The organism is Leuconostoc palmae, assembly GCF_019656075.1.
GTDB lineage: Bacteria > Bacillota > Bacilli > Lactobacillales > Lactobacillaceae > Leuconostoc > Leuconostoc palmae.
In genome coordinates this window covers 33051-57456 of record NZ_BPKZ01000001.1, presented here as the reverse complement: position 1 = coordinate 57456, position 24406 = coordinate 33051, and the positions used below count along the sequence as shown (strand labels likewise).

General features: G+C 35.9%; 24 protein-coding genes. 21 read left to right on the top strand and 3 right to left on the bottom strand.

Features of this window, described 5'->3' with window-relative positions:
- Window positions 1-123 precede the first annotated feature (123 nt).
- From K5Q12_RS00255 to K5Q12_RS00210, 10 genes are all read left to right on the top strand, one after another.
- Window positions 124-921, top strand: coding sequence for a TatD family hydrolase (locus K5Q12_RS00255; protein ID WP_220741771.1), 798 nt, complete (start codon window positions 124-126; stop codon window positions 919-921).
- Complete coding sequence (gene rnmV, locus K5Q12_RS00250) at window positions 914-1489, top strand: ribonuclease M5 (protein ID WP_220741770.1); 576 nt, start codon at window positions 914-916, stop codon at window positions 1487-1489. The genes K5Q12_RS00255 and rnmV overlap by 8 nt, the downstream gene beginning before the upstream one ends.
- Window positions 1477-2361, top strand: coding sequence for a 16S rRNA (adenine(1518)-N(6)/adenine(1519)-N(6))-dimethyltransferase RsmA (gene rsmA / locus K5Q12_RS00245; protein WP_220741769.1), 885 nt, complete (start codon window positions 1477-1479; stop codon window positions 2359-2361). The genes rnmV and rsmA overlap by 13 nt, the downstream gene beginning before the upstream one ends.
- A gap of 106 nt (window positions 2362-2467) precedes the next feature.
- Entirely contained in the window at window positions 2468-2698 is a 231-nt protein-coding gene (locus K5Q12_RS00240; protein ID WP_220741768.1) for a Veg family protein, read from the top strand.
- 51 nt (window positions 2699-2749) lie between these two features.
- Window positions 2750-3604 (top strand): metal ABC transporter solute-binding protein, Zn/Mn family, encoded by an 855-nt coding sequence (locus tag K5Q12_RS00235; protein ID WP_220741767.1) that lies wholly within the window; start codon window positions 2750-2752, stop codon window positions 3602-3604.
- Window positions 3604-4305: an ATP-binding cassette domain-containing protein gene (locus tag K5Q12_RS00230; protein WP_220741766.1), complete on the top strand. Its 702-nt coding sequence runs from the start codon at window positions 3604-3606 to the stop codon at window positions 4303-4305. Before K5Q12_RS00235 ends, K5Q12_RS00230 begins: the two co-directional genes overlap by 1 nt.
- Window positions 4298-5089 carry a metal ABC transporter permease gene (locus tag K5Q12_RS00225; RefSeq protein WP_220741765.1) on the top strand — a complete coding sequence of 264 codons (792 nt, stop codon included), beginning with the start codon at window positions 4298-4300 and terminating at the stop codon, window positions 5087-5089. Before K5Q12_RS00230 ends, K5Q12_RS00225 begins: the two co-directional genes overlap by 8 nt.
- A 98-nt stretch (window positions 5090-5187) precedes the next feature.
- Entirely contained in the window at window positions 5188-6021 is an 834-nt protein-coding gene (gene purR / locus K5Q12_RS00220) for a pur operon repressor (RefSeq protein WP_220741764.1), read from the top strand.
- 5 nt (window positions 6022-6026) lie between these two features.
- Complete coding sequence (glmU, locus tag K5Q12_RS00215) at window positions 6027-7406, top strand: bifunctional UDP-N-acetylglucosamine diphosphorylase/glucosamine-1-phosphate N-acetyltransferase GlmU (protein ID WP_220741763.1); 1380 nt, start codon at window positions 6027-6029, stop codon at window positions 7404-7406.
- A gap of 17 nt (window positions 7407-7423) precedes the next feature.
- Complete coding sequence (locus tag K5Q12_RS00210; protein WP_220741762.1) at window positions 7424-7894, top strand: hypothetical protein; 471 nt, start codon at window positions 7424-7426, stop codon at window positions 7892-7894.
- A gap of 23 nt (window positions 7895-7917) precedes the next feature.
- Here K5Q12_RS00210 and K5Q12_RS00205 read toward each other — a convergent pair whose 3' ends face one another.
- Window positions 7918-8175: a hypothetical protein gene (locus K5Q12_RS00205; RefSeq protein WP_220741761.1), complete on the bottom strand. Its 258-nt coding sequence runs from the start codon at window positions 8173-8175 to the stop codon at window positions 7918-7920.
- A 393-nt stretch (window positions 8176-8568) separates the two neighbouring features.
- Here K5Q12_RS00205 and K5Q12_RS00200 point away from each other — a divergent pair, with 393 nt between their 5' ends.
- Genes K5Q12_RS00200 through holA form a run of 3 tightly spaced genes read left to right on the top strand, consistent with a single transcriptional unit; the run spans window position 8569 to window position 12468 of the window.
- On the top strand, window positions 8569-9210 hold the full coding sequence (locus tag K5Q12_RS00200) for a helix-hairpin-helix domain-containing protein (RefSeq protein ID WP_220741760.1): 642 nt from the start codon (window positions 8569-8571) through the stop codon (window positions 9208-9210).
- Window positions 9210-11498: a DNA internalization-related competence protein ComEC/Rec2 gene (locus K5Q12_RS00195; protein WP_220741759.1), complete on the top strand. Its 2289-nt coding sequence runs from the start codon at window positions 9210-9212 to the stop codon at window positions 11496-11498. The genes K5Q12_RS00200 and K5Q12_RS00195 overlap by 1 nt, the downstream gene beginning before the upstream one ends.
- On the top strand, window positions 11467-12468 hold the full coding sequence (gene holA, locus K5Q12_RS00190; RefSeq protein ID WP_220741758.1) for a DNA polymerase III subunit delta: 1002 nt from the start codon (window positions 11467-11469) through the stop codon (window positions 12466-12468). The genes K5Q12_RS00195 and holA overlap by 32 nt, the downstream gene beginning before the upstream one ends.
- A 40-nt stretch (window positions 12469-12508) precedes the next feature.
- Here the strand turns inward: holA and rpsT are convergent, their stop codons facing one another.
- Entirely contained in the window at window positions 12509-12760 is a 252-nt protein-coding gene (rpsT, locus tag K5Q12_RS00185; RefSeq protein WP_220741757.1) for a 30S ribosomal protein S20, read from the bottom strand.
- A 49-nt stretch (window positions 12761-12809) separates the two neighbouring features.
- On the bottom strand, window positions 12810-13079 hold the full coding sequence (rpsO, locus tag K5Q12_RS00180) for a 30S ribosomal protein S15 (protein ID WP_220741756.1): 270 nt from the start codon (window positions 13077-13079) through the stop codon (window positions 12810-12812).
- Between the two features lie 228 nt (window positions 13080-13307).
- Here rpsO and gatC point away from each other — a divergent pair, with 228 nt between their 5' ends.
- The 8 genes from gatC to obgE all read left to right on the top strand — a co-directional run bounded on the left by gatC (window position 13308) and on the right by obgE (window position 24272).
- Complete coding sequence (gene gatC / locus K5Q12_RS00175) at window positions 13308-13616, top strand: Asp-tRNA(Asn)/Glu-tRNA(Gln) amidotransferase subunit GatC (RefSeq protein WP_220741755.1); 309 nt, start codon at window positions 13308-13310, stop codon at window positions 13614-13616.
- Window position 13617: 1 nt separating this feature from the next.
- Window positions 13618-15084, top strand: coding sequence for an Asp-tRNA(Asn)/Glu-tRNA(Gln) amidotransferase subunit GatA (gene gatA / locus K5Q12_RS00170; RefSeq protein ID WP_220741754.1), 1467 nt, complete (start codon window positions 13618-13620; stop codon window positions 15082-15084).
- A 15-nt stretch (window positions 15085-15099) separates the two neighbouring features.
- Window positions 15100-16539: an Asp-tRNA(Asn)/Glu-tRNA(Gln) amidotransferase subunit GatB gene (gene gatB / locus K5Q12_RS00165; protein WP_220741753.1), complete on the top strand. Its 1440-nt coding sequence runs from the start codon at window positions 15100-15102 to the stop codon at window positions 16537-16539.
- Window positions 16540-16697: 158 nt separating this feature from the next.
- Window positions 16698-17687, top strand: a complete 990-nt coding sequence (locus K5Q12_RS00160; RefSeq protein WP_220741752.1) for a diacylglycerol kinase family lipid kinase — start codon at window positions 16698-16700, stop codon at window positions 17685-17687.
- A gap of 51 nt (window positions 17688-17738) precedes the next feature.
- The gene (gene rlmD / locus K5Q12_RS00155) at window positions 17739-19130 is read left to right on the top strand and encodes a 23S rRNA (uracil(1939)-C(5))-methyltransferase RlmD (protein WP_220741751.1); all 1392 of its coding nucleotides are present in this window, start codon (window positions 17739-17741) and stop codon (window positions 19128-19130) included.
- A 174-nt stretch (window positions 19131-19304) separates the two neighbouring features.
- The gene (pyrG, locus tag K5Q12_RS00150; protein ID WP_220741750.1) at window positions 19305-20921 is read left to right on the top strand and encodes a CTP synthase; all 1617 of its coding nucleotides are present in this window, start codon (window positions 19305-19307) and stop codon (window positions 20919-20921) included.
- Window positions 20922-20994: 73 nt separating this feature from the next.
- Window positions 20995-22788 (top strand): excinuclease ABC subunit UvrC, encoded by a 1794-nt coding sequence (gene uvrC, locus K5Q12_RS00145; RefSeq protein WP_220741749.1) that lies wholly within the window; start codon window positions 20995-20997, stop codon window positions 22786-22788.
- Between the two features lie 161 nt (window positions 22789-22949).
- Window positions 22950-24272 carry a GTPase ObgE gene (gene obgE / locus K5Q12_RS00140; RefSeq protein WP_220741748.1) on the top strand — a complete coding sequence of 441 codons (1323 nt, stop codon included), beginning with the start codon at window positions 22950-22952 and terminating at the stop codon, window positions 24270-24272.
- Window positions 24273-24406: the final 134 nt, after the last annotated feature.

Here is a 24406-nt window from a genome sequence, read left to right as displayed (position 1 = left end):
CAGGTGTTTAGGGGCTTTTTTTGTTGTGTTATACTGAAACATGATAATTAGAAATAAAACTCATTAAGGAGAATGATACTTTATTAAATGCACTTTTTAGTAAGTATATAAAAATAATAACAAATGGCAATTTATGATTTAACAAAAACACCGGCAGATAGTTTCGACACGCATACTCATCTTAATGATGATAAACTTTTTCATGATGTACCAGCATATATTGGTCGTGCCAATGAATTACGCGTGATGGAAATGAATATCGTTGGTTATGATGCTAAAGGTAACGAGCGCGCTTTGGAAATTGCGAATGCACATGATAATATCTATGCTGTTCTTGGATTCCAACCTGAGGATACAGCAGCATTTGATGAAAACGCTGAAAAATTATTAGCTGAACAGTTGAAACAAAGCAAAGTTGTTGGAGTAGGTGAGACAGGATTAGATTATTATTGGGATACACCCTCACGTGACATACAAAAAAAAGCATTTGAAAAACATCTTCAATTAGCGAAACAATACGATTTACCAGTGATTATTCATAATCGTGATGCTTTTGAAGATGTATATGAGATACTGAAAAAAAGTGGTGTCAAAAAAGGCGTAATGCATAGCTTTTCTGGGACACCAGATCAAGCAAAAGCATTTTTGGATCTAGGAATGTATATTTCTTTTAGTGGTGTTGTCACATTTAAAAAAGCTGATGATGTTCGTGAATCTGCTAAAGCTGTACCACTAGAACGTATTTTAGTAGAAACGGATGCACCTTATTTAGCGCCTACGCCTTTTAGAGGAAAAGATAACGAGCCTGCCTTTGTGAAATATGTTATTGATTCCCTAGCAGATACATTGGATTTATCACCTAAAGAACTTTCTGACATTACCAGAGAAAATGCCCATCGTCTATTTTTAAACCATGATTAAACCAAAAATTAATGAATTTATTCTTGTGGAAGGTAAGTCTGACACTGAAAATATAAAACGTGCTGTGATAGCAGATACAATTGAAACGGGTGGCAGTGCAATAAATAAAAATGCACTTGTACTTGCTAAACAAGGGGCACGGAATCGTGGGCTCATTATTTTAACAGATCCTGATTATAATGGGCAACGCATTAGACAAATAGTTGCAAGAGAAATTCCAGAAGCAAAACACGCTTATATTTCACAACAGGATGGTCGTGCTCATAAAGATAATCCACATAAATCGTTGGGTGTTGAACATGCTAGACCAGAAGTCATTCAAGCCGCACTTCTGGCAGTTATGACACCTAAAAATATGATTACTAGTGATGTTGATCGTTCTTTTTTGTTAGATAACGGCTTACTTAATAGCCAGGAGTCTCGGAAGAAACGTGAACTAATTGGGGAAATATTACATATTGGTTATACAAATGGTAAACAATTGTTTAATCGAATACACCAGTTTGGCATTACCAAATCGGATATTTTAGAGGCTTTAGAAAAGGAAAATAACTTATGGCAGAAATAATCGATATTGCGAATCCTACCCGTACTCAGGCAATACTTAATCAATACAATTTACGAGCAAAGAAGAAATTTGGTCAAAATTTTTTGACAGATCTTAACGTCTTACATGGTATCGTGTCAGCAGCAGAAATTACCTCAGAGGATTATGTTATTGAAATTGGACCAGGTATTGGTGCGTTAACGGAGCAGTTGGCAAAATCAGCTAAGAAAGTTGTTGCTTTTGAAATTGATCCACAAATGGTTAATGTGTTATCCGAAACATTATTGCCATATGACAACGTAAAAATCATTGAGGCTGATATTTTAACTGTTAACTTATCAGACATAATCGATGCCGAATTTGGTCAACAATCTTCTGTTAAAATTGTGGCTAACTTACCATACTATATTACAACACCGATCTTGCTGCAGTTACTACGTGCCAATATTTCATGGGAAAATATTGTAGTTATGATGCAAAAAGAGGTAGCAGATCGGCTAAATGCTGAAGTAGGCACTAAAGCATATGGTGTTTTGACATTAACTGTACAATATTTTGCTGAAGCTCAATTAGCTATTAAAGTGCCTGCTAGTTCCTTTAATCCTGCTCCCAATGTCGACTCTGCAGTTGTCAAACTGACACCGCTAACACCTGAAATAATGGTTGATAAACCTGAAAAACTGTTTCAAGTTGTTAAGGGTAGTTTTTCTCATCGTCGTAAAAGTCTCTGGAATAATATGATACAGACTTTTGGTAAAACAGAAGAAACAAAAACTCACATACGAGAGGCCTTAGAGAAAGCTAATATTGAACCTTCAATACGTGCGGAACGACTTTCTTTGACCGAACTAACAACACTTTATTTAAAACTTGAATCAGAAGGGTTGATTTAATTTTCGCATAATATTTCATAATTTAGCATTAGTATACAGTCTTGCTTGTGGATAACGCATATCTATGGTATAATTAGGTAAGTTTTTCACGAAAGGTGGTATAAAAATGCCAAGTAGTTTACAAGACATTAAGACTAAAATAGAAGCCCACGTGGGTGAAGCAGTAACTGTTGTTGCTCAAGCAGGTCGAAAAAAAATAACAGAACGTAGTGGTGTACTACGTTCGACATTTCCATCACTATTCGTTGTTGAGCTAGATGATGCTAATTTCGAACGTGCGTCATATAGCTATACAGATATTTTAACTAATAATATTGATATTACGTTTACCGATTAACAATCATTTGCCCATATGGGCTTTTTTTATATTTGTGAGATAAATTTAATAATGAATAAGCAAGTTATTTACGCTATATTAACAATTTTATTAATTCCTATTGGTATTTTTTTGATTTTTATCAATATGACGGTTGGGACACCACCTCCAAAACATGTTCCAGTAAAAATAGTGACTGATAATGTTGTCTATCAACAAATTGCGGAAGCTGTTACTAGTGATAGTGGACAGGTGAGATTAGTGAGTAGTGATTTAAAAACACATGAGGATCAAAAAGCTTTCAAGCACGCTGAAATTATTATAGCTGACAATCATCGTGACCAATTATTAGTACAACGAAGTAAGTTAAAGTCGCATGCTAAGCTTTTGGTGGCAAGCGATGTTGTATCTGATCAAAATGGGAGCAATTATTGGCTAAGTCCTGAAATAACAACTAAAACTATTTCTAAATTGTCGGATTTATTGAGCGATTTTGATCCTCAAAATAGAGATTTTTATATTCATAATAGTCAAAATTTGTTATCTCATAATAGATTATTAATAGAAGATATTAATAATCTAAAATCCAAAAGTAATGTTCAGTTTATTGCGACGAATAATGCACAACAAATTTTTATGTCTCAGTTGAATTATAAATGTAAGTGGTTAAATATAGAAACAGCTACAGACAATGACTTCAAAAAGATTGAAGAAGATATTAGAAATAAAAAAATCAACTTCATACTAACTGCGCCACAAGATCAGAGTGACAATGATAAAAGATTGATCAAACTGGCAACAGATTTAAAGTTGCCAGTAGTGACATTTAATCAAGTTCTGCCAAGTAATCAAAATATTTTGGATTGGCAGTTTGGATTAGTTGAACAGCTAAAAAAAGCATTAGAAGTAACAGAAAGTGATAAATAATGGGAATAATTGAGACAAAAAATTTTGGTATCCGTTATGGTGAAAGAGTAGTCTTGTCGGATGTCAATATTGACGTACCAGCAGGACGCTTTTTTGCGTTATTGGGAGAAAATGGCGCAGGCAAGACAACTTTTATAAAATCAATCATAGGACAAAACCAACAGACCACAGGAGAATTATTAGTCAATACGACTCTAATAGGTTTTGTGCCACAATTTCGTGACATCAGTAGGGATTACCCTTTAAGTATTTCTGAGTTTGTTAGTTTGAGCTACAATTCAGGGTGGCGTTTTTGGCTTTCCAATCAAGAAAAAAAGCGTATTTCTGAATCATTAACTAGAATGGATTTAGCTGATATTGCTGATAAAAGATTGGGGTTAGCTTCTGGAGGACAGCAACAACGAGCCTATGTTGCACAAGCTTTAGTCAAATCGCCTGAATTACTTATATTGGATGAATCAACGGCTAGTCTTGATCACGAGCATAAAGTGGCATTGCTTCAAAATGTGACAGCACTACAGAAGGCTCATAATTTAACTATTCTGTTCATTACGCATGAGCTAAAGTTAGTTTCACAGTTTGCAGATGGCTATTTACTGTTTAAAAATGGGACAGTGTCACAAGGTGAAGCAGAGGATTTAAATGTGTTAACCTTAGAGATGACACACAGACACGATGAAGATGAGGTCAGAAATGTTTAATTATGATTTTATGCAAAATGCATTTATGGCGGGAACGGTAGTTAGCCTAATTGCAGGAATAGTTGGCACATTTGTAGTGGCACGAAATTATGCATTTTTAACACATTCTTTAAGCGAGATTGGATTTGCTGGTGCTACATTTGGATTATTTGTTGGCTGGCCAGCACTACTGGGTATGATGTTAGCAACAAGTAGTGCCTCTCTTTTAATTGGCGCACTAGAATCTGGCTATACTAAGCGTGATAATGTGACAAGCGCAGTATCGGCATTAGCTATTGGAATGGGCATACTATTTTTAGCGCTTGGACATACTAGTACCACTGCAGCCACTGGAATATTATTTGGGTCTGTTTTAGGTATCAGTCATCAAGACTTACTGTTGCTAGTGATACTGGCATTTATTGTGATTTTGGTGCTGCTATTTAATTATCGTGCGTTAAGACAACTCTCTTTTGATGAAGCAGGCATGTTCTTACAGAGCAATTCGCAAAAGATGGTGCGCTATATTTTCTTGGTGATTATTGCCATATCAGTTAGTATTTCGTCACAGCTAGTCGGTTCACTATTGATATTTGTTTTAGTGACCTTGCCTGCAGCTAGTGCAAAATATTATGTAACAAGTACACTAAAACTTATGGGCTTGGCAGTTGCCTTTGCTTTATTTGGTACTTGGGTTGGCTTGACAATAGCGTATTTAACAAATTTGCCAACAAGTTTCTTTATAGCTGTTATTGAAGTGTTGATTTATTTACTATCAGTTTGGCAATTTCAAAAAAAAGCTTAATACCGAACGTTAATGTTCTGCTAGTGATATAATGGAACTTAATGATTAATAATTAAAGGAGAACACGTGCTAAAAACTATTTAGTACGTTAATGTAATATGAAAACACGTCGTTCGGATCGCCTTGTGGATATGGCTAGATATATGCTAGAACGTCCGCGCACCCTTATTTCCTTGTCCTATTTTGCTAGACGCTATGATTCTGCAAAATCATCCATTTCTGAGGATTTATCCATTCTAAAAAGAACCTTTAGGGAACGTGGAACCGGTCTTTTAGAGACCGTTCCGGGAGCTGCTGGTGGGGCAAGATTTGTACCTTATATGGCTGAAGATGAAGCTAAAGAGTTCATTGAACAAATTCGCAGTGATGTCAATGATGAAACTCGTGTATTACCAGGTGGTTATGTTTATTTATCAGATTTGCTAGGTAGACCAGATGTATTGAGACAAGCAGGGCGTTTAATTGCGACACAGTATCTAAGAGATAATATCGATGCTGTTATGACTGCCGCAACAAAGGGAATTCCTCTAGCTCAAGCTGTTGCGGAACAACTTAATGTACCTTTTGTGATTGTTCGTGATGATGCTAAAGTAACTGAGGGACCAACAGTTTCTGTTAATTATTTAACAGGGTCCTCTAAGAGAGTTGAAAAAATGGAATTGTCACGTCGCTCATTAAGAACTGGATCACGTGTTCTTATTGTTGATGATTTTATGAAAGCAGGCGGCACAATTCAAGGTATGCAAACTCTTGTCAGCGAGTTTGACGGAACAGTCGTTGGCACTGCTGTATTTGCAGAAGGTCGTTCTACTACTAGATTATTGGATCGTTTTACATCATTATTACATGTTGATACAAATCTTAAAAACGGGGATCCTATACTAGTTACTGCTGGTAATTATTTGACAGAAATTTATAAGCATGAGGATTAGTTTTAATGAATGAAGAAGTAAATGTTTTAGTCTTAGCTGCTGGTCATGGTTCACGTATGAAATCTAGTGTACCTAAAGTATTACATTCAGTTGCTGGTAGGGCAATGATTGATTGGGTGATTGATGCAGTTAAACCACTTACAGACAACAAACCAGTTACAGTTATAGGTGTTGGTGCTGAAAGTGTGGCTAAACATGTCGGCGATCATAGTGAATTTGTTTTGCAAACAAAACAATTAGGAACTGGACATGCGGTGCAACAGGCTCAAGAGAGATTGGCCGATAAGGTAGGAGTCACGTTGATTATGTCTGGGGATACACCCATGTTTCGCTCTGATACATTGGCAGAATTTGTTAAAGAACATCAGAAGTCTAATAATGCAGTGACTGTTTTGACAGCTATGGCAGATAATCCTACGGGCTATGGTAGAATTGTTAGAGCAGATGATGACACTGTTTTGAAGATTGTAGAACAAAAAGATGCTAGTGTTACGGAAAGGCGCATTCAAGAAATTAATACTGGTGTTTATGTTTTCGATAATCAATTGCTTTTTGAAGCACTTGCTCAAGTGAAGAATAATAATGCCCAAGGTGAGTATTATTTGCCTGATACGCTCGATATTTTGAGAAAATCTGGTCATCAGATTGGTGCGCATACATTGCAGGACTTTACAGAGTCATTAGGTGTTAATGATCGAGTAGCATTGTCGGTTGCTAACCGTGTTATGTATTCAAGAATTAATCATGAACTCATGGTAAGTGGTGTAGAATTAATGGATTCCCAAAATACCTATATTGATGCGGATGTCGTGATTGGGCAAGACACTGTAGTTGAAGGTGGGGTTACTATCCTAGGACACACAGTTATTGGTCGAGATAATCTGATTACCAGTGGTTCACGTATTAGTAATAGTGAAATTGGGGATGGCAATGTTATTACAACATCACATATAGAAAATACGATTATTGAAAATAACGTTACCATCGGTCCGTATGCGCACTTAAGACCTGATACAATTTTGAAGGATAATGTGCACATTGGTAACTTTGTGGAAGTCAAACAAGCAATGCTAGCGAAAAACACAAAAGCCGGGCATTTAACCTACATTGGCAATGCTGAAGTTGGATCAGATGTCAATGTTGGTGCAGGAACTATTTTTGTTAATTATGATGGTGTGAATAAATACCACACTAAAGTCGGAGATAATGTATTTATTGGTTCTAATACTAAAATTGTTGCGCCAGTAACTATAGAAAATGAGACCATCACAGCTGCAGGATCAACAATTACAAAAGATATTCCAATGCATGCAATGGGAATAGCACGCTCGCGTCAAGTTAACAAAGCAGATTTTTGGGAACGTATGCCTCATAAAGAAAAGTAAGACAAGGTGGCAATGACATGAAAATCACTAGCCAAGAAGCACTCAATAATATTGTTGATGACAATTATTATCAAAAAGTAATCAATGTCTTACCAGAAAAAGATATTGCGTTAGATGAGCTATTTTCGGCACTTGAGAAACAAGTTGACAATAAGCAATTTATGCATATTGAGCTCAATATTGGCGATGGGATCGATGACTTAGATACAAAGTTAATTCTAGAGACAAATATTATCAATTTACCATTGAGATATGTGAATCAATTAAAAAAAATCATATTACCAGAAAATCAAGAGGATGTTGTTAATCTCTATATGATTGTCGAGAGTCCTTATGTGAGCAAGTCTAGTTTAGTCATTAAAATAGCTAGTACTGTTGCCGCATTTATTGATGATCCAGACAGTGTTAAAAATAAAATTTCTCAGTGGTTTACTGATCAACTAGAGAAGATTGCCGAAGTTGAAAAAGATTCTGAACAAAAAGAGTAGTCCTTTATTAGGCACTACTCTTTTTAAACGTCATAAATAATATTGGCTCTTAGTTGAATAGATTGATCAAATAATTGAGTGGTAAACTCTAAAATATGTTTTGAAGAAGTGTGTTTTATGCTTGTTAGTTCACCAAGTGAGTAAGAATCAATTAAGAATTGAGCAATGTCTCGTTTAGAGTTAACGTGGAATTCGGAAATGAAGACATCTTCAAGTTGATATTTTTTAGGATTGGCACACTTGCCAACAACGTATTGTTCAATAGTAGTTATTTTTATCATACTAATTATTATATAGTCATTTTGTTAAATTGAATAGTGACATGATTTCATTACTAGTTTAGACGATAAATGATTTGACTTTTTACTATTTAGTTGGTATAATATTACTTATGCGATGAGTCGAAGCGCTTGAAAAATTAGCGCCGAAGGCGGCCTGCTACGTTAAATCGTAAGTCTCGTATAGATGCAGGTGTTAATAGAGGTTGTGGAGCCCTATTTTCTCACCATGACTAACAGTGCTTGCACTGAGGTGACGCGACTTTGTTATTGGTGTGACAACCAATAATCGCCCGTAAGAGCGAATCTTACATGCCAAACTAACACCTAACTTCGGTTAGGTGTTTTTTAGTGTTTTTAATGAAATGACGTATTATGCTCAAGAGGTACAATACAATGGCGGAGAAAATCGAATTTATTCAACAACTCATTAAACACTATAAAATTTTGGTGAGCAGTTTTTTCATAGTATTTTTACTTATAGTTTTGGCTTTTATAATCACAGTTAATGGGACTAAAAAAAATGAATCTGGCACAGCAGTGGTAGATAATCAACAAAATATATCATTTAAAGAATCGAGTAGTGGAAGTAATCACAAATCCGAAAAAATGGTAATTTTAGTTGATGTTAAAGGGGCTGTGAATAAACCAGGTGTTTACGATATAACAGATAACCCTCGGACACAAGTAGCTTTGGCAAAAGCAGGTGGGGTTGTAGAAAATGCAGATATTAGTCAAGTTAACTTAGCACAAAAGCAAAATGATGGTGGCATCATTTATATACCGGTAAAGGGAGAAATATCACCCAACTATACACAAAAAAATGGAGAAGATGGTAAGGGAGAGAACAAAGTTAATCTTAATACAGCAAATTCTTCGGAGTTACAAAATCTAGAGGGAATAGGTAGTAAGAAAGCTGAACAGATTATTGCTTATCGAGAAGAACATGGGCAATTCAAACAAATAGATGATTTGAAGATGATCTCAGGTATTGGGGAAAAAAGATTTGAGACGTTAAAAGATCGATTAACTGTTTGATGAAAAATAATAATTTACTTCTTTCAACGTTGTTTATTGCTGCAACTGCTTTATTAATTTATCATTGCAATAGTTTAACATTTACAATTTTTATCTCTATTTTATTGATTATTATTATTAACTTTCAATATAAATTAATTAAACTATTACTTTTACTAGCAATTCCCTTTATAGTTTATTTTTCTTTGGATGCCTATCAATTACATCTACAAAAAAATCAGTTAGATATATCAAACAAAGAAATTTGTGGCTTGATTTTACCTGATACTATTGCTATTGACGGTGATAAATTAAGGTGCCATCTCAAACAAGATAATGATGGACAGACTATTAGAGTATTTAAGACATTAGAAAATAAATCAGAAAAGAGGCATTGGCAAAAGATAGCTCAAACAATCCATGTTGAAGCAGTTGGTGATTTTAAACGAATACCATGTGCGACTAATTTTAGTCAATTTGATTTACAAACACATTATGATAATAAGCATATTACACATCAAATTGATGTTAAATCAATTCGAATAATGGTAGCTCAACCAAAAAATTGTATCGAAGTTTTTTGTTGGCATATTAGACAGTGGCATTGTTTAGGAATAATGAACGCTAGTCGATTGCCTAATCCACTTGGAGAATACACACAGTCAATTATTTTTGGTACTACACCCGTGAGTTTTTACGATCATAATCCAGGTGTTCAAGTTTTAGGATTAATTCATTTATTTAGCGTTTCTGGATTTCATGTTAATTATGTACTTAGATTTATTAAAGGATTTTTAAGACGGTTATATGTGCCAAAAGAGATTGTTGCCGGGATTAGTATGTTTGTGCTGTTTTGTTATTTTATTTTTGCTGGAGAACAAGCAGTTCTAGCAAGAGCAATCATATCAGGATTTTTGAGAATGACAAACTTAATGGGTTTTAAAAGAATAAAAGCCATGAATACTTGGTCGATTAGCTTATTAGGAAGTCTGATTTATGAACCATGTATTTTGTTGACTTTGGGTGGGCAATTATCATTTGCGATGACATTTTGCTTATTATTTAGTAGACACATCAATTTTTGGCAAACCAATTGTTTATTGAGTATTGTTAGTATGCCTTTAATTCTTTCTCAACAATATCATTGGCACATCTTACAGACTTTTGTCAATTTTGCAGCGATACCAATTTTTAGTGTTCTAATCGTGCCGGCAGCCATCATTGGTTTTTTGGGACAATCTTTTTGTTCAATAGTTGAAACGATGAATATGGTGATTAGTTTATTTACTAGTAGTTTAAATGCTTTATCTCAGTTTCCAGGTAATATTGTTTTTGGGAGAATGCATTGGTTGTCAGCAAGTATATTGTTTATAACAGCTGTGATGTTATTTGATCGTGAAAAGAAAATTACTAAGTATGCGCGAAACGTGTGGCTTTTTAATTTAATGATTTCTTTTGCTATTATTCATCTGCCGTTTAATGGTGAATTTACCACGTTTGATATAGGGCAAGGGGATGCAGCTTTAATTCGTGAACCATTTAATAAATCTGTTTCTTTGATTGATACAGGTGGTAAGTTGTCTTTTGTTCAGAAAAAAGATTGGCAAAAAAATCAGGTTGACTATAATAGTGGCGAACAAGTTGTTGTACGTTATTTACATAGTCTTGGCATTCATAAGATAAATAATTTAGTTCTGACGCATCAAGATTTTGATCATATCGGTAACGCTAAATACATTTTAAAACATATTAGAGTGGAAAATGTTGTTATACCAAAGGGTATGGAATCACAGTTAGCATTTAAACGTGAAATATTACCTTACATTCGTAATGCCAAAGTTCATGAAGTAACGGCTGGGGATAAAATACCCAAACTGCCATTAAAAGTTTTACATCCATTCAATAATGGTGTTGGTGAAAATGAAGATTCAATTGCCTTGTATGGGCGTGTTGGGGGCAAATATATACTGACTGCAGGGGACTTAGATCAAAATGGGGAAAAGGCAATCAGTGAATATTATCCTAATTTAGTTGTAAATATTTTAAAGTTAGGTCATCATGGGTCAAAAACATCGACCAATCCGGAAACCATAAAAAAATGGCAACCACAGTATGGTATAATTTCTGCTGGGCGTCAAAATAGGTATAATCATCCTCATCAAGAGACAATATCTACTTGTCAAGAAAACAGGATATTCTGTTTTAATACACAGACGCATGGCATGATTAAATATATATATTATAAAGAAAAAGGTCATTTTGAGGTAAAACTGGTTCATGAACTTAAACCAACTTCAGCAACAAATTAAAAATAATGCTCTAGCAAATTTCTATACTATCACCGGAAATGAAGAGATTCTCGTCCAACGCGCACATCGTAGTTTTAAAGAAATGATATTGCCAGAGGACAGGGATATGAATTATTCTGAATTTGATTTAACGCAACAAGAATTTGATTTAGCGATGAGCGATGCCATGTCTATGCCTTTTTTTGGAGAGCGTCGTGTTGTCATGATTAAAAATCCGGATTTTTTAACCTCAAAAGGCAAACTCAGTGAGCAGAATCAAAATCAGTTATTATCTTTATTAGATAAACCTGTGGCTGAAAATATTGTTGTTTTTTTGATTAATGATTTAAAAATTGACAAACGCAAAAAAATAACAAAAACTATATTAAAAAATGCTGAAAATATAGAGCTGCCAGCACTAGGCGAACAAGCAGCTAGACAAGCAGTTATGGAATATTTGAGTCAATACGGCTACAGTATGAATAATGATGCAATGCAAGAATTTTTATTGCGAACTAATGCTCACTACACCACTATGTTGCATGAGTTGCCAAAATTAATGGCATATGCGACAAAAGATAAAAAAATTGATATTATTGCAATAGATGAATTGGTTCCTAAAACATTAATTGCCAATGTTTTTGATTTAGTAGATGCTGTTATGAGTAATCAAGTGAAACAAGCGTTAATGATCTATAGAGAATTATTGCAAAATGGCGAACAACCACTTAGAGTTAATGCTGTTTTAACTGGCCAATTTAGATTATTATTGCAAGTCGCGGCTTTAAGAGGGACTGATCAGGAAGTTAGTCAGCAACTCGGTGGTGTCCATCCTTATCGTATAAAATTAGCAAGGCAAGCAATAAAAAAATATCCACTTAAAATGTTAAGAGATGGCTTTTTAGGTATGGTTAATATTGAAATTAAATTAAAATCTACTAGTCAAGATCCAGAGTTATTATTTGAAAGATTTATATTAAACATTAAGTAACAAAAAAGACTTGGAATTCATGAATTCCAAGTCTTTTTTGTTACTTAACGTACTTAGCTAAACGTGACTTTTCACGTGAAGCCTTGTTCTTCTTAATCAAGCCTTTTGAGTAGGCGCGATCAACAGCAGAAGAAGCAGTCTTGTACAATTCTGCCAAGTTTTCTTCACCAGCAGCTGCAGCTTTTTCAAAACGCTTTACAGCTGTACGGTAAGCACTTGTCTGAGGTTCGTTACGATCGTGTTGCTTCTTTGTAAGACGAACACGTTGAATTGCTGATTCAATAACAGGCATATGTCTTTTCTCCTTAAATTTGATACGAGGTTTTCAGATAATCTTAAGATTAACGACGCAAACCTAAGCGTTGGATTAGTTCACGATAGCGTTGAATATCAGTATTGCGGAGGTAACGTAATAAGTTACGACGGCTACCAATCTTCTTCATCAAACCACGTTGTGAGTGGAAATCATGCTTGTGAGCTGCCATGTGTACGTTCAACTCGTTAATATCAGCAGTTAAAACTGCGATTTGTACTTCAGCTGAACCAGTATCGCCTTCGTGGCGAGCATATGCTTTGATGATTTCGTTCTTACGTTCTTGTGTAAGGGCCATAATCATATCCACCTTTCTAAAATGTCGCCAATAGCTGTGTAGAGCGACGGTGAGACGCTAAACAAAGTTATTGGTCATGTCGTTTATACAACATGATTCATTATACGCTCATGTTTATAAAATGCAAGAGTAGAGGCAGCCTAAGTTATGGTAAAATAAATTAGTGTACATACAGGAGTCCAACAGCTTTTTAGGACATACAAAGCGTAAAGATAGAGGAGTAGATTAATGTCAGATACAACTATTTCAAAAGAAGAAGTTGCTCACGTGGCTAGTTTAGCAAAACTAGCTTTCAATGATGATGAATTAGTACAGTTCACCACACAATTAGGTGATATTTTAAATATTTTTAATACATTAGCTGAAGTGAATACTGATGATGTTCAACCAACTTATTCAGTAACCAAAAATGTAAATCATCTCCGAAATGATATTGCAAATAACTGGGAACAAAAACAAGAATTACTTTCAAATGCACCACTCTCATCTGCAGGGTTAATTAAAGTTCCGGCTATTTTAGATGGCGAGGGAGAATAATATGACAATTAATTATTTTGAAAAAGACATTATCGCTTTAAATAAAGCTTTAGCCAATAAAGAAATTACTGCTACAGAAGTAACTGAGGCGACATTAAATAACATTGACAAAGTTGATAACAAGTTAAATGCGTTTATAATCACTAATCCAGAAGAAGCACTAAAACAAGCAAAAGTAATAGATGATAAGCAGGATTTTAGTCACTTATTAACTGGTATACCATTAGCTTTAAAAGATAATTTATCAACTAAAGGTATTCAAACAACTGGTGCATCACATATACTAGAAGGATTTAAACCAGTGTATGATGCAACTGTAGTCGAGAAGCTTAGTCAAGCTGGTGCAATTTCAGTTGGAAAAGCCAATATGGATGAATTTGCGATGGGCGGATCAACTGAAACGTCTTATTACAAAACAACTGCCAATGCGTGGGATCAAACAAAAGTACCAGGCGGATCATCTGGCGGATCAGCTGCTGCCGTAGCTGCTGGACTAGTCCCATTTGCATTGGGATCTGATACAGGGGGATCAATTCGTCAACCTGCTGCATTTAATGGGATTGTTGGTATGAAACCTACCTACGGACGTGTATCACGTTGGGGATTGTTTGCTATGGCATCATCACTTGATCAAGTAGGCCCATTCACGCGCAAAGTGTTAGATAATGCTCAGGTATTGAATACCATTGCAGGATTTGATGAGAAGGACTCAACATCTTCAAATGAAGAAGTACCTGATTTTACCTCTAAATTAACTGGTGATGTTAAAGGACTCAAAATAGCTGTACCAAAGGAGTACTTTGGTGAAGGGATTGATTCTAAGGTTGCAGCAACCGTAAAAGCTGCTATTGCACAATTAGAAGCGATGGGGGCAACTGTTGATGAAGTCAGTTTGCCACATACAAAATATGGTGTTGCTGCCTATTACATTATTATGGCTTCAGAAGCATCATCAAACCTACAACGTTATGACGGTGTGCGTTATGGTTATAGAGCGGATGATGTAAAAAATCTAGAAGATTTGTATATTAAAACACGTTCAGAAGGTTTTGGTGATGAAGTGAAACGTCGCATCATGCTAGGTACATTTTCACTTTCTGCGGGTGCCTATGATGCTTTCTTTAAAAAAGCAGCTAAGATACGTACATTATTAATTGAAGATTTTAATAAAGTGTTTGCTGATTATGACGTTATCGTTGGACCAACAGCACCGACTGTTGCCTATGGTATTGGTGAAGAAGTTGACGATCCAACAGCAATGTATTTAGCTGATGTGTTGACTATTCCAGTAAATCTTGCTGGATTACCTGGACTCTCTGTCAATGCTGGTTTTGTTGATGGATTACCAGTTGGTCTACAAATTATTGGTAAGCCATTTGATGAGGCAACAGTTTACCAAACAGGTTATGCTTTTGAACAGGCTAGTCGTTTGTTTGAAACATTACCAGATTTAGCAAAAGATTATTAAAGGGGACACTTAACAATGGGAACAGGAAACTTTGAAACAACTATTGGACTTGAAGTTCACGTTGAAATGCAAACCAACTCAAAACTTTTGTCACCCTCACCAGTACATTATGGAGACCAACCTAACGAGAATACAAACGTTATTGATTTTGGTTATCCAGGTGTGTTACCTGTGGCAAATAAAGGTGCACTAGAATTTGGTATGCGTGCAGCATTAGCATTAAATGCAACAATTTCACCATACATTCGGTGGGATCGTAAAAATTATTTTTACCCGGATAATCCAAAAGCGTATCAGACAACTCAATCTCAAACGCCTATTGGTACGAATGGTTATTTAGATGTTAACCTAGAAGATGGTACAGTTAAAAGAATTCGTATTAAAGAAATGCACGTTGAAGAAGACGCTGGAAAAAATACTCATGGGACAGATGGATATTCCTATGTGGATTTGAATAGACAGGGTACACCATTAATTGAAATTGTGTCTGAACCTGATATTAGTTCACCAGATGAGGCATATGCTTACTTGGAACAGTTACGACAAGCTATCTTGTTTACTGGTATTTCAGAAGCAAAGATGCAAGAAGGACAAATGCGTGCAGACGTTAACATTTCTATTCGTCCTTACGGTTCTAAAGAATACGGCACTAAAGTTGAAATGAAAAATATTAACTCATTCAATTACGTACGTAATGCCTTGATTTTTGAAGAAAAAAGACAAGCAGAAGTATTACGTTCGGGTGGTGTCATTCAACAAGAAACTCGACGATATAATGAACCAACAAAATCAACAATTTTGATGCGTGTCAAAGAAGGCGCTGATGATTACCGTTATTTCCCAGAACCCGATCTATCACCAGTAGTTATTGATCAAGAATGGATTGATCATGTGGCAGCCGAATTACCAAAGTCTGCTTTTGAACGTCAAAATGATTATGTCTCGCGTCTTGGAATTGAACAATATGACGCCGAGGTCTTAACTCAGACGTTAGCTATGGCCGATTTCTATGATGCAACAATCTTAGCGGGTGCTGACGCCAAACGTGCAGCCAATTATTTGATTGGCGATGTTAATGCCTATATGAATAAGCATCAAGTAGAATTACAAGAAACAAAACTAACACCACAACACTTGGCAGGAATGATTAAATTAATCGAAGCAGGTACTATTTCCACTAAGCAAGCTAAGCAAGTTTTTGAAGCGATTATGGCTGGTGAAGAGCCTGAAGCTTTTGCTAAGAAAAATGGCTTGGTACAAATTAGTGACCCTGATATTCTCCTTGGTTGGATTACTGAGGTATTGGATAATAACCCACAATCAATTGAAGACTTCAAGGGTGGAAAAGATCGAGCAACTGGCTACTTGATTGGTCAATTAATGAAAATGTCTAAGGGACAGGCTAATCCAGGGATTATGAACAAAATGTTGCTAGAAGAATTAGCTAAGCGATAAAAGAAACCATTTTTAGAATAGACTAAATTTTTAAATAACATTTTAGCTAGTTAACAGCAGGCTGATGCCTGTGTACATAAGTTTTATGAAAGGATTATGTCAATCGAAGTAACAGTCTAATACTTGATTCCAATTCAGTTACTGATGACATACTAAAAATGAGAGCAAGAATTATTTATAATCCAACTTCTGGAAGAGAAGCCATTAAACGTGAGATGCTTGATATTCTACATGTCTATGAAGAAGCTGGGTATGAAACGTCTGCTTTTGCTACGACAGCGGAACCTTTGTCTGCTGCTAAAGAAGCAAAGCGTGCTGCTGAAGCAGGGTTTGACTTAATTGTTGCTGCAGGAGGAGATGGCACAATCAATGAAGTTGTTAATGGTCTAGCGCCACTTGAAAACAGACCTATGATGGCTGTTATACCAGCAGGAACAACAAACGACTATGCCAGAGCATTAAAATTACCGAGAGATGAGCCTTTAGAATCAGCCAAAATTATCTTACAAAATGAAACAATTAAGATGGATATTGGTAAAATTGACCAATATGGACAAACCAAATATTTTATGAATATTGCAGCATTAGGTACTATAAGTGAGGTAACTTATGCGGTACCTTCATTAATGAAGTCTCTATACGGATATTTAGCATACTTAGTTAAAGGGGCTGAATTAATTACACGGATTAAGCCAGTTAACGCACGTGTAGTATTTGACGATGGGGAGTATGCTGGCCGTATTTCTATGATTTTTTTGGCGTTGACTAATTCAGTTGGCGGTTTTGAATCAATTGTACCTGACGCAAAATTAGATGATGGTAAATTCACTTTGTTAATCATTAAAGAATCCAATTTAGCGCAAATCTTGCAAATGGTTGCACAAATGTTGAACGGTGGTAAGCATGTTGATAATGCTCAATTGATCTATAAAAAGACCAATAAAGTCGAGATTATTCCTCTTGATGACGATCAACTTAAAGTTAATTTAGATGGCGAGTATGGTGGAGATGCGCCAATGTTATTTACAGACTTACAACAACATATTGAATTTGTTGCAAATCGTTCTGGAATGCCAGAAGCAGCTACAATATCTGATCGTACTAAGAAAAGATTTATGGCAGACGTCGAAAAACTCGACGTTAAATAATGTTTTAAAGTGCGTATCAAAAGGCGCAAAAAAGAAAGTGAGCGAAATGCTATGGCAAAAGCCAATCGAGTTTATTACACAAAAGCACCTGTGACGAAAAATCAGGAAATTGAAGGTGAAGTCGTTGATATCACTTATCAAGGAATGGGTGTTGTCAAAATTGAAAATTTCCCAATATTTGTTTCTGATGCAATACCAGGTGAAGTTGTTAAAGTAGGGATTACAAAAGTTCAAAAAAACTTTGCTTTTGGACGTGTTGTAACACGTTTAAAAGAATCACCTAATCGCGTGAAGGAAGTTGATCAAGTTGCAATTACCACAGGGATTGCACCATTAGCTAATTTGAAATATGAAGCGCAACTAGCTTTCAAACAGCAGCAAGTCGAACAACTATTCAAAAAAGTGAATCTTGATGTGACGGTTAATCCAACAATTGGTATGGAAAATCCTACTGAATATCGAAATAAGGCCCAAGTACCGGTTCAAGAAGTAAATGGTCGTTTGGAAACAGGATTTTACCGTCGCGGTTCTCATCATTTAGTGCCAGTTGAACATTTCTACATTCAAGATCCTAAAGTGGATGAGGCAGTCACAATTACGCGTGATATTTTACGTGAATTAAATATATCTGCTTATAACGAAGAAACAAAAAGAGGTGTTGTGCGTCACATTATGGCTCGTCGTGGATTTTATTCACATGAGCTTATGGTAGTTATTGTGACAAATACTAAACGTTTACCTGAAGCTGAAACAATTGCTGAAAAATTAAGGGCAAAACTTCCCGAATTAAAGAGTTTTATCCACAATATTAATAATCATGATACAAATGTGATTATGGGACAATGGAACGAGACCATTTGGGGTGCTGATGAAATTCATGATCAGTTAATGAATAAAGACTTTGTTATCGGACCAAATTCGTTCTATCAAGTTAATCCACAAACAACTGCTAAGTTATACACATTAGCAGCTGAAAAAGCAGAATTGAGTAGTACAGACCTAGTTGTTGATGCCTATTCTGGTATTGGAACAATTACATTATCAGTAGCTGACCAGGTCCAAAAGGTATATGGCGTCGAAGTTGTTGAAGAAGCAGTTGAAGATGCTGAAAAAAATGCCCGTCATAACCAAATCAAGAATGTTGAATTTATTAAAGCTGATGCACCTGAGCAAATGATGAAATGGGCGGCAGAAGGTTTGAAGCCAAATGTTGTCTTTGTGGATCCACCGCGGAAAGGCTTAACATCTGAATTAATACAAGCAGTTAGTGCGATGAATCCAGAAACATTTGTTTACATTAGTTGTAATCCTGCTACTTTAGCACGTGATGCAGTTGAAATTATTGCGGAAGGATTTGAAATAGATGGACCGGTTCAACCACTTGATCAATTCCCGCAAACGACTCATGTTGAAACGGTAACAGTATTTAAAAAACAGGCTTAATGTTTTAAATAATTTGTTTGACAAAAATAGTGATACTCTGTAATATATATTAGGGCTCCCATTTGTTGGGACAGACGTTAACAGCTCCCAAGTTTAACTTGGGAGTTTTTCTATTTTAATTATTCCCCCTAATTTTATCGCATGCGTATAGACGCTTATTCATGAGGAGGCATCATGGCAGAAAAACAAGTGAAGTATATATTTGTAACAGGTGGTGTAGTATCGTCACTTGGAAAAGGTATTGTTGCGGCCTCACTTGGCCGTTTGTTAAAAAATCGTGGTTTAAAGTTAGCAATACAAAAGCTTGATCCATATATCAACATTGATCCGGGAACAATGTCACCTTATCAACACGGTGAAACATTTGTTACTGGAGATGGTTTAGAAACTGATTTGGACATGGGACACTATGAGCGTTTCATGGATATTAATACCAATATGTATTCTAACGTTACCACTGGACGTATTTATTCAGAAGTTTTGGCAAAAGAGCGTCGTGGTGATTATAATGGTGGGACAGTTCAAGTTATTCCACATATTACAGATTCTATCAAAGATAAGATGAAAAAAGCGGCAGAGTCAACCGATGCTGACGTTGTTATTGTTGAAGTTGGTGGAACTGTTGGCGATATAGAAAGTTTGCCTTTCATAGAGGCATTGCGCCAAATGAAGTCTGATTTAGGAAGTGAAAATGTTTTCTATATTCATACAAGCTTAATTATATATTTGACTGCCGCTGGTGAAGCAAAAACAAAGCCAACTCAACATTCTGTTGCGCAATTACGCTCATTGGGTATACAACCAGACATGATTGTTCTAAGAACATCTGAGCCACTTGAAGACGGACTAAAAAAGAAAATATCAACTTTTACTGATGTAAATGAAAATGCAGTTATTGAATCACGTGATGTTGAGACACTTTATGATATTCCGCTAAACATGCAGGCTCAAGGTATGGATGATGTTGTGTTAAATAAGTTACAAGTTAGCGCGCCAAAGGCTAATATGCAAGATTGGTCAGCAATGGTTGACAATATCAAGCATCCAAAAAGAAAAGTTAACATTGCATTAGTAGGTAAATATACCGACTTACCTGATGCTTATATATCAGTCAATGAGGCGTTAAAGCATGCGGGTTATGCTCAAAATGCTGATGTTAACATTAACCATATCAAATCAGAAACAGTTACTGCAGATAATGTAGCAGACTTGCTTTCAGATGTTGACGGTATTATGGTTCCTGGTGGGTTCGGTGAAAGAGGTACTGAAGGTAAAATTCAAGCCATACGCTTTGCGCGTGAATCTAATATTCCGTTCTTAGGTGTTTGTTTAGGTATGCAATTAGCTTCAGTAGAATTTGCTCGCCATGTGTTAGGTTATGAAGATGCTAATTCAACTGAATTGAATCCAGAAACAAACGCACCTATTATTGATTTAATGAAAGATCAAGAAAATGTAGAAAACCTAGGTGGCACATTACGTTTGGGATTATATCCTGCAATGCTTGTTAAAGGTACAAAAACAGCTCATGCGTATGGGGATGTTGAAGAAGTTGAACAACGTCATCGTCATCGCTATGAATTTAATACTAAATTCCGTGAAGAATTTGAAAAAGCTGGGATGGTATTTTCAGCAACATCCCCAGATAACCGTTTGATGGAAGTAATTGAGTATCCTCAAAATGATTTCTTCATTGCTGCGCAGTATCATCCTGAATTCTTATCAAGACCTGAACGACCAGAAGGTTTATATCATGACTTCATTGCTTACGCATTGAAACATCAATCTTAATTATTTTTGAAAACATGCGAACGCATGTTTTTTTGTTACACATAATCAGTTAGTAGCTTGGTATAATAAGAACATGCTAAGAAACCAATCAAAACACATTGAACAAAAACTTGCCTTACTTCCGTCAGAACCCGGGTCATATCAGATGAAAGATAAGAACGGTAAAATCATTTACGTTGGTAAAGCCAAAAACTTGAAAAATCGTGTACGTTCTTATTTTAAACAAGAACATACAGGTAAAACAGCTGAACTGGTTCAAAACATTGCAGATTTTGATTATATTGTGACTAATTCTGATAAAGAAGCTTTTCTTTTAGAAAATGAATTAATCAAAAAATATAAACCATACTATAACATTCGATTAAAATACGGTACAGGATATCCCTATATCAAAATAACTCATGAGCGTGACCCAAAAATGGTGATGGTCAGTGAAGTCAAAAAGGATGGTGGCTTTTATTTTGGACCTTATCCTAACGTTTTTGCAGCTCAGGAAACCTTAAGATTCTTAGAAAAAAACTATCCTTTAAGACGCTGCAATGGTTTTCAGGGCCGTCCATGTTTATATTACAATATGGGACAGTGTCTGGGGGCATGTTGGCATGAAGTACCAGTTTCGGAATATGATGAACAAGTGAAACGTATCAAAAGATTTTTAGATGGCGATACAACCATTGTCAAGAAACAAATTGCTAAAAAGATGCAACATGCTGCAGAGACTTTAGAGTTTGAACTGGCTGCAGATTTAAGAGATCAATTAAAATATATTGACGAGACTGTTGAAAGTCAACGTGTTTTATCAAAGGATACAACACCCAGAGATTTATTCAATTATTATTTGGATAAAGGTTGGATGACTGTTGAAGTATTTTTCCTCAGACAGGCGCGATTAATTCGTCAATTCAAGCAAACATTTTCGGTTGTCGGTGCGGAAGATGAAGAAATAACGAGTTTTATTCAACAGTTTTATGCCCAGCGAAATATACAAAAGCCAAGCGAAGTGTTAGTGCCAAAAGGTATCAATACGGAAGCACTAAGCGATATTTTGGGTGTCTCAGTGCGCATACCAGTTCGAGGTGAAAAACGAGATTTACTAGATCTTGCTGGTAAAAATGCTCAAATTGCTTTGGAAGAAAAGTTTCGTTTAATGCAATTAAATGAAAAGAAAACAACTGGTGCTATGCGAGAAATTACTGATGCACTAAATATTCCAATGGGAAAACGTATTGAAGCATTTGATCATTCTCATACACAGGGTGTCGAAATTGTTAGTGCCATGGTTGTATTTGATGATGGTATGCCGAATAAAGACTTGTATCGCAAATATAAAATCAAGTCAGTTAACCATGCCGATGAGTGGCGTGAAACTCAAGAAGTTATTCGCAGACGCTATTCACGATTATTAAAAGAAGGTGGTGAGCTACCAGACTTAATTTTGATGGATGGTGGTGAAATACAACTACATGCTGCGCAAGAAGTTTTAGTAGATGAATTAGGGTTAACCAAATTACCAATTGCAGCAATGGTTAAAAATAATAAGCATAAAACTGCTGAACTCATTGACGGCAAGACAGACCAAATAATCTCATTGAATAAACAATCTGAAGGCTTTTTCTTGATTCAACGTGTCCAAGAAGAAGTGCATCGGTTTGCAATTAATTTTCATAGACAGTTGAGAAGTAAGAATTCGTTGGCGAGTCGATTAGATATGATTGATGGTGTTGGACCCAAAACACGGCAAAAATTATTAAGAGAGTTCGGGTCATTACCAAAAATTGCTAATGCAACAATTTCAGAATTACAGGCGATAGGGATAAACGAGAAATTAGCACGAGTAATTCATATGAGTTTACAAGTAAAAGGTTAAAAACTGAGTGATAGCATAATAGATTAAATTATGGTAAACTGGATTATTAAAAGCATCGTAAGCTCAATTATTGAGCAGACAAGGAGAAAGGCGCTAGTTGGGCTTTCAATTTAGAAACCTATGTAGTTTTAAAGTTGACCACCACGCGCACAAAATTAATTATGGCATTTGTAGATCAAGCTGAAATAGAAGTAAAAGCCGGTAAAGGTGGCGACGGCATAGTGTCTTTTCGACATGAAAAATTTGTTGCCATGGGTGGCCCTTTTGGTGGGGATGGTGGACATGGTGGTTCAATCATTTTTAGAGTCGATGAAGGTTTAAGAACGTTAATGGACTTTCGTTATAATCGGCATTTCAAGGCACAACCAGGTGGCAATGGTGGTACCAAAGGAATGACAGGCGCATCAGCAGATGATCGCTATATTAAAGTGCCACAAGGCACCACTGTTAAAGATGCTGAAACCGGCGAGGTACTAGGTGACTTGTTAGAACACGGACAAGAACTAGTTATCGCTAAAGGTGGACGTGGTGGTAGAGGGAACATTCGATTTGCTACCCCAGCTAATCCAGCACCAGAGTTATCTGAAAATGGTGAACCAGGTGAGATTAAAAAAATTAAATTAGAATTGAAAGTGTTAGCCGATGTCGGACTAGTTGGTTTTCCCTCAGCTGGTAAGTCAACATTATTGTCTGTAGTATCTAATGCTAAACCAAAAGTAGCAGCGTATCATTTTACAACATTAGCACCAAATATTGGCATGGTAAGATTAGATGATGACCGTGATTTCGTAATGGCTGATTTACCTGGTTTGATTGAAGGTGCATCACAAGGTATCGGTCTTGGTTTCCAATTTTTACGACATGTTGAGAGAACACGTGTTGTATTGCACCTTGTAGATATGTCTGGTATAGAAGGTACAGATCCCTACACACAGTATCGTAAAATTTTGGACGAGTTAAAACAATATGATGAAACAATTTTAAGTCGCCCACAAATCGTTGTGCCAACAAAAATGGATATGCCGGACTCAGCAGAAAACTTGGTAGCTTTTCGTGAACAGGTAGCTGTTGATTCGGGATTACCTGAGCAACCATTGATTATGCCTATTTCTGCTTTGACGCGTGATGGTGTAAAAGAACTAATGCATGTGACTGCAGATATGCTGGCCACAGCGCCAGCACCTGAAAGTTATCGTACTGAAGTGGTAATCGATAATGCAAGTGAAAAAACTTATGAATTTACACCGGAACATCATGAATTTACAGTTGAATGGTCTGAAGAAACTGAAGAGTGGATTGTTGGCGGTGCTGAAGTCGAAAAGTTATTCTTAATGACAAATATCCAACGAGATGCAACTATCATGAGATTTGGTCGTCAATTACGACACATGGGTGTTGATGACGCTTTGCGTGAAGCAGGTGCTAAGGATGGAGATGACGTTAGAATTAATAACTCAGACTTTGTCTTTGAATTTAGTGATTAAATAAGAAAAGCAACCTTTCATTAGGTTGCTTTTTGATATTGTGAAGGCCTAAAAGTTGATATAGAGATATTCTTCACAATCTTTAGCTTAGAAATATTTGATAAAAAGTGCTATGATATGTGTATTAATAAATA

What these genes read in the sequence shown, in the direction of transcription:
- K5Q12_RS00230 (WP_220741766.1), top strand. Translation starts at nt 3,604, where the DNA reads ATGGGAATAATTGAGACAAAAAATTTTGGTATCCGTTATGGTGAAAGA.
- pyrG (WP_220741750.1), top strand. Translation starts at nt 19,305, where the DNA reads ATGGCAGAAAAACAAGTGAAGTATATATTTGTAACAGGTGGTGTAGTA.
- rpsO (WP_220741756.1), bottom strand. Translation starts at nt 13,079, where the DNA reads ATGGCCCTTACACAAGAACGTAAGAACGAAATCATCAAAGCATATGCT.
- gatB (WP_220741753.1), top strand. Translation starts at nt 15,100, where the DNA reads ATGGGAACAGGAAACTTTGAAACAACTATTGGACTTGAAGTTCACGTT.
- holA (WP_220741758.1), top strand. Translation starts at nt 11,467, where the DNA reads ATGAACTTAAACCAACTTCAGCAACAAATTAAAAATAATGCTCTAGCA.
- glmU (WP_220741763.1), top strand. Translation starts at nt 6,027, where the DNA reads ATGAATGAAGAAGTAAATGTTTTAGTCTTAGCTGCTGGTCATGGTTCA.
- K5Q12_RS00205 (WP_220741761.1), bottom strand. Translation starts at nt 8,175, where the DNA reads ATGATAAAAATAACTACTATTGAACAATACGTTGTTGGCAAGTGTGCC.
- K5Q12_RS00160 (WP_220741752.1), top strand. Translation starts at nt 16,698, where the DNA reads ATGAGAGCAAGAATTATTTATAATCCAACTTCTGGAAGAGAAGCCATT.
- K5Q12_RS00195 (WP_220741759.1), top strand. Translation starts at nt 9,210, where the DNA reads ATGAAAAATAATAATTTACTTCTTTCAACGTTGTTTATTGCTGCAACT.
- rnmV (WP_220741770.1), top strand. Translation starts at nt 914, where the DNA reads ATGATTAAACCAAAAATTAATGAATTTATTCTTGTGGAAGGTAAGTCT.
- purR (WP_220741764.1), top strand. Translation starts at nt 5,188, where the DNA reads ATGAAAACACGTCGTTCGGATCGCCTTGTGGATATGGCTAGATATATG.
- K5Q12_RS00240 (WP_220741768.1), top strand. Translation starts at nt 2,468, where the DNA reads ATGCCAAGTAGTTTACAAGACATTAAGACTAAAATAGAAGCCCACGTG.
- K5Q12_RS00255 (WP_220741771.1), top strand. Translation starts at nt 124, where the DNA reads ATGGCAATTTATGATTTAACAAAAACACCGGCAGATAGTTTCGACACG.
- gatA (WP_220741754.1), top strand. Translation starts at nt 13,618, where the DNA reads ATGACAATTAATTATTTTGAAAAAGACATTATCGCTTTAAATAAAGCT.
- K5Q12_RS00235 (WP_220741767.1), top strand. Translation starts at nt 2,750, where the DNA reads ATGAATAAGCAAGTTATTTACGCTATATTAACAATTTTATTAATTCCT.
- obgE (WP_220741748.1), top strand. Translation starts at nt 22,950, where the DNA reads ATGGCATTTGTAGATCAAGCTGAAATAGAAGTAAAAGCCGGTAAAGGT.
- K5Q12_RS00200 (WP_220741760.1), top strand. Translation starts at nt 8,569, where the DNA reads ATGGCGGAGAAAATCGAATTTATTCAACAACTCATTAAACACTATAAA.
- K5Q12_RS00210 (WP_220741762.1), top strand. Translation starts at nt 7,424, where the DNA reads ATGAAAATCACTAGCCAAGAAGCACTCAATAATATTGTTGATGACAAT.
- uvrC (WP_220741749.1), top strand. Translation starts at nt 20,995, where the DNA reads ATGCTAAGAAACCAATCAAAACACATTGAACAAAAACTTGCCTTACTT.
- rsmA (WP_220741769.1), top strand. Translation starts at nt 1,477, where the DNA reads ATGGCAGAAATAATCGATATTGCGAATCCTACCCGTACTCAGGCAATA.
- K5Q12_RS00225 (WP_220741765.1), top strand. Translation starts at nt 4,298, where the DNA reads ATGTTTAATTATGATTTTATGCAAAATGCATTTATGGCGGGAACGGTA.
- rpsT (WP_220741757.1), bottom strand. Translation starts at nt 12,760, where the DNA reads ATGCCTGTTATTGAATCAGCAATTCAACGTGTTCGTCTTACAAAGAAG.
- rlmD (WP_220741751.1), top strand. Translation starts at nt 17,739, where the DNA reads ATGGCAAAAGCCAATCGAGTTTATTACACAAAAGCACCTGTGACGAAA.
- gatC (WP_220741755.1), top strand. Translation starts at nt 13,308, where the DNA reads ATGTCAGATACAACTATTTCAAAAGAAGAAGTTGCTCACGTGGCTAGT.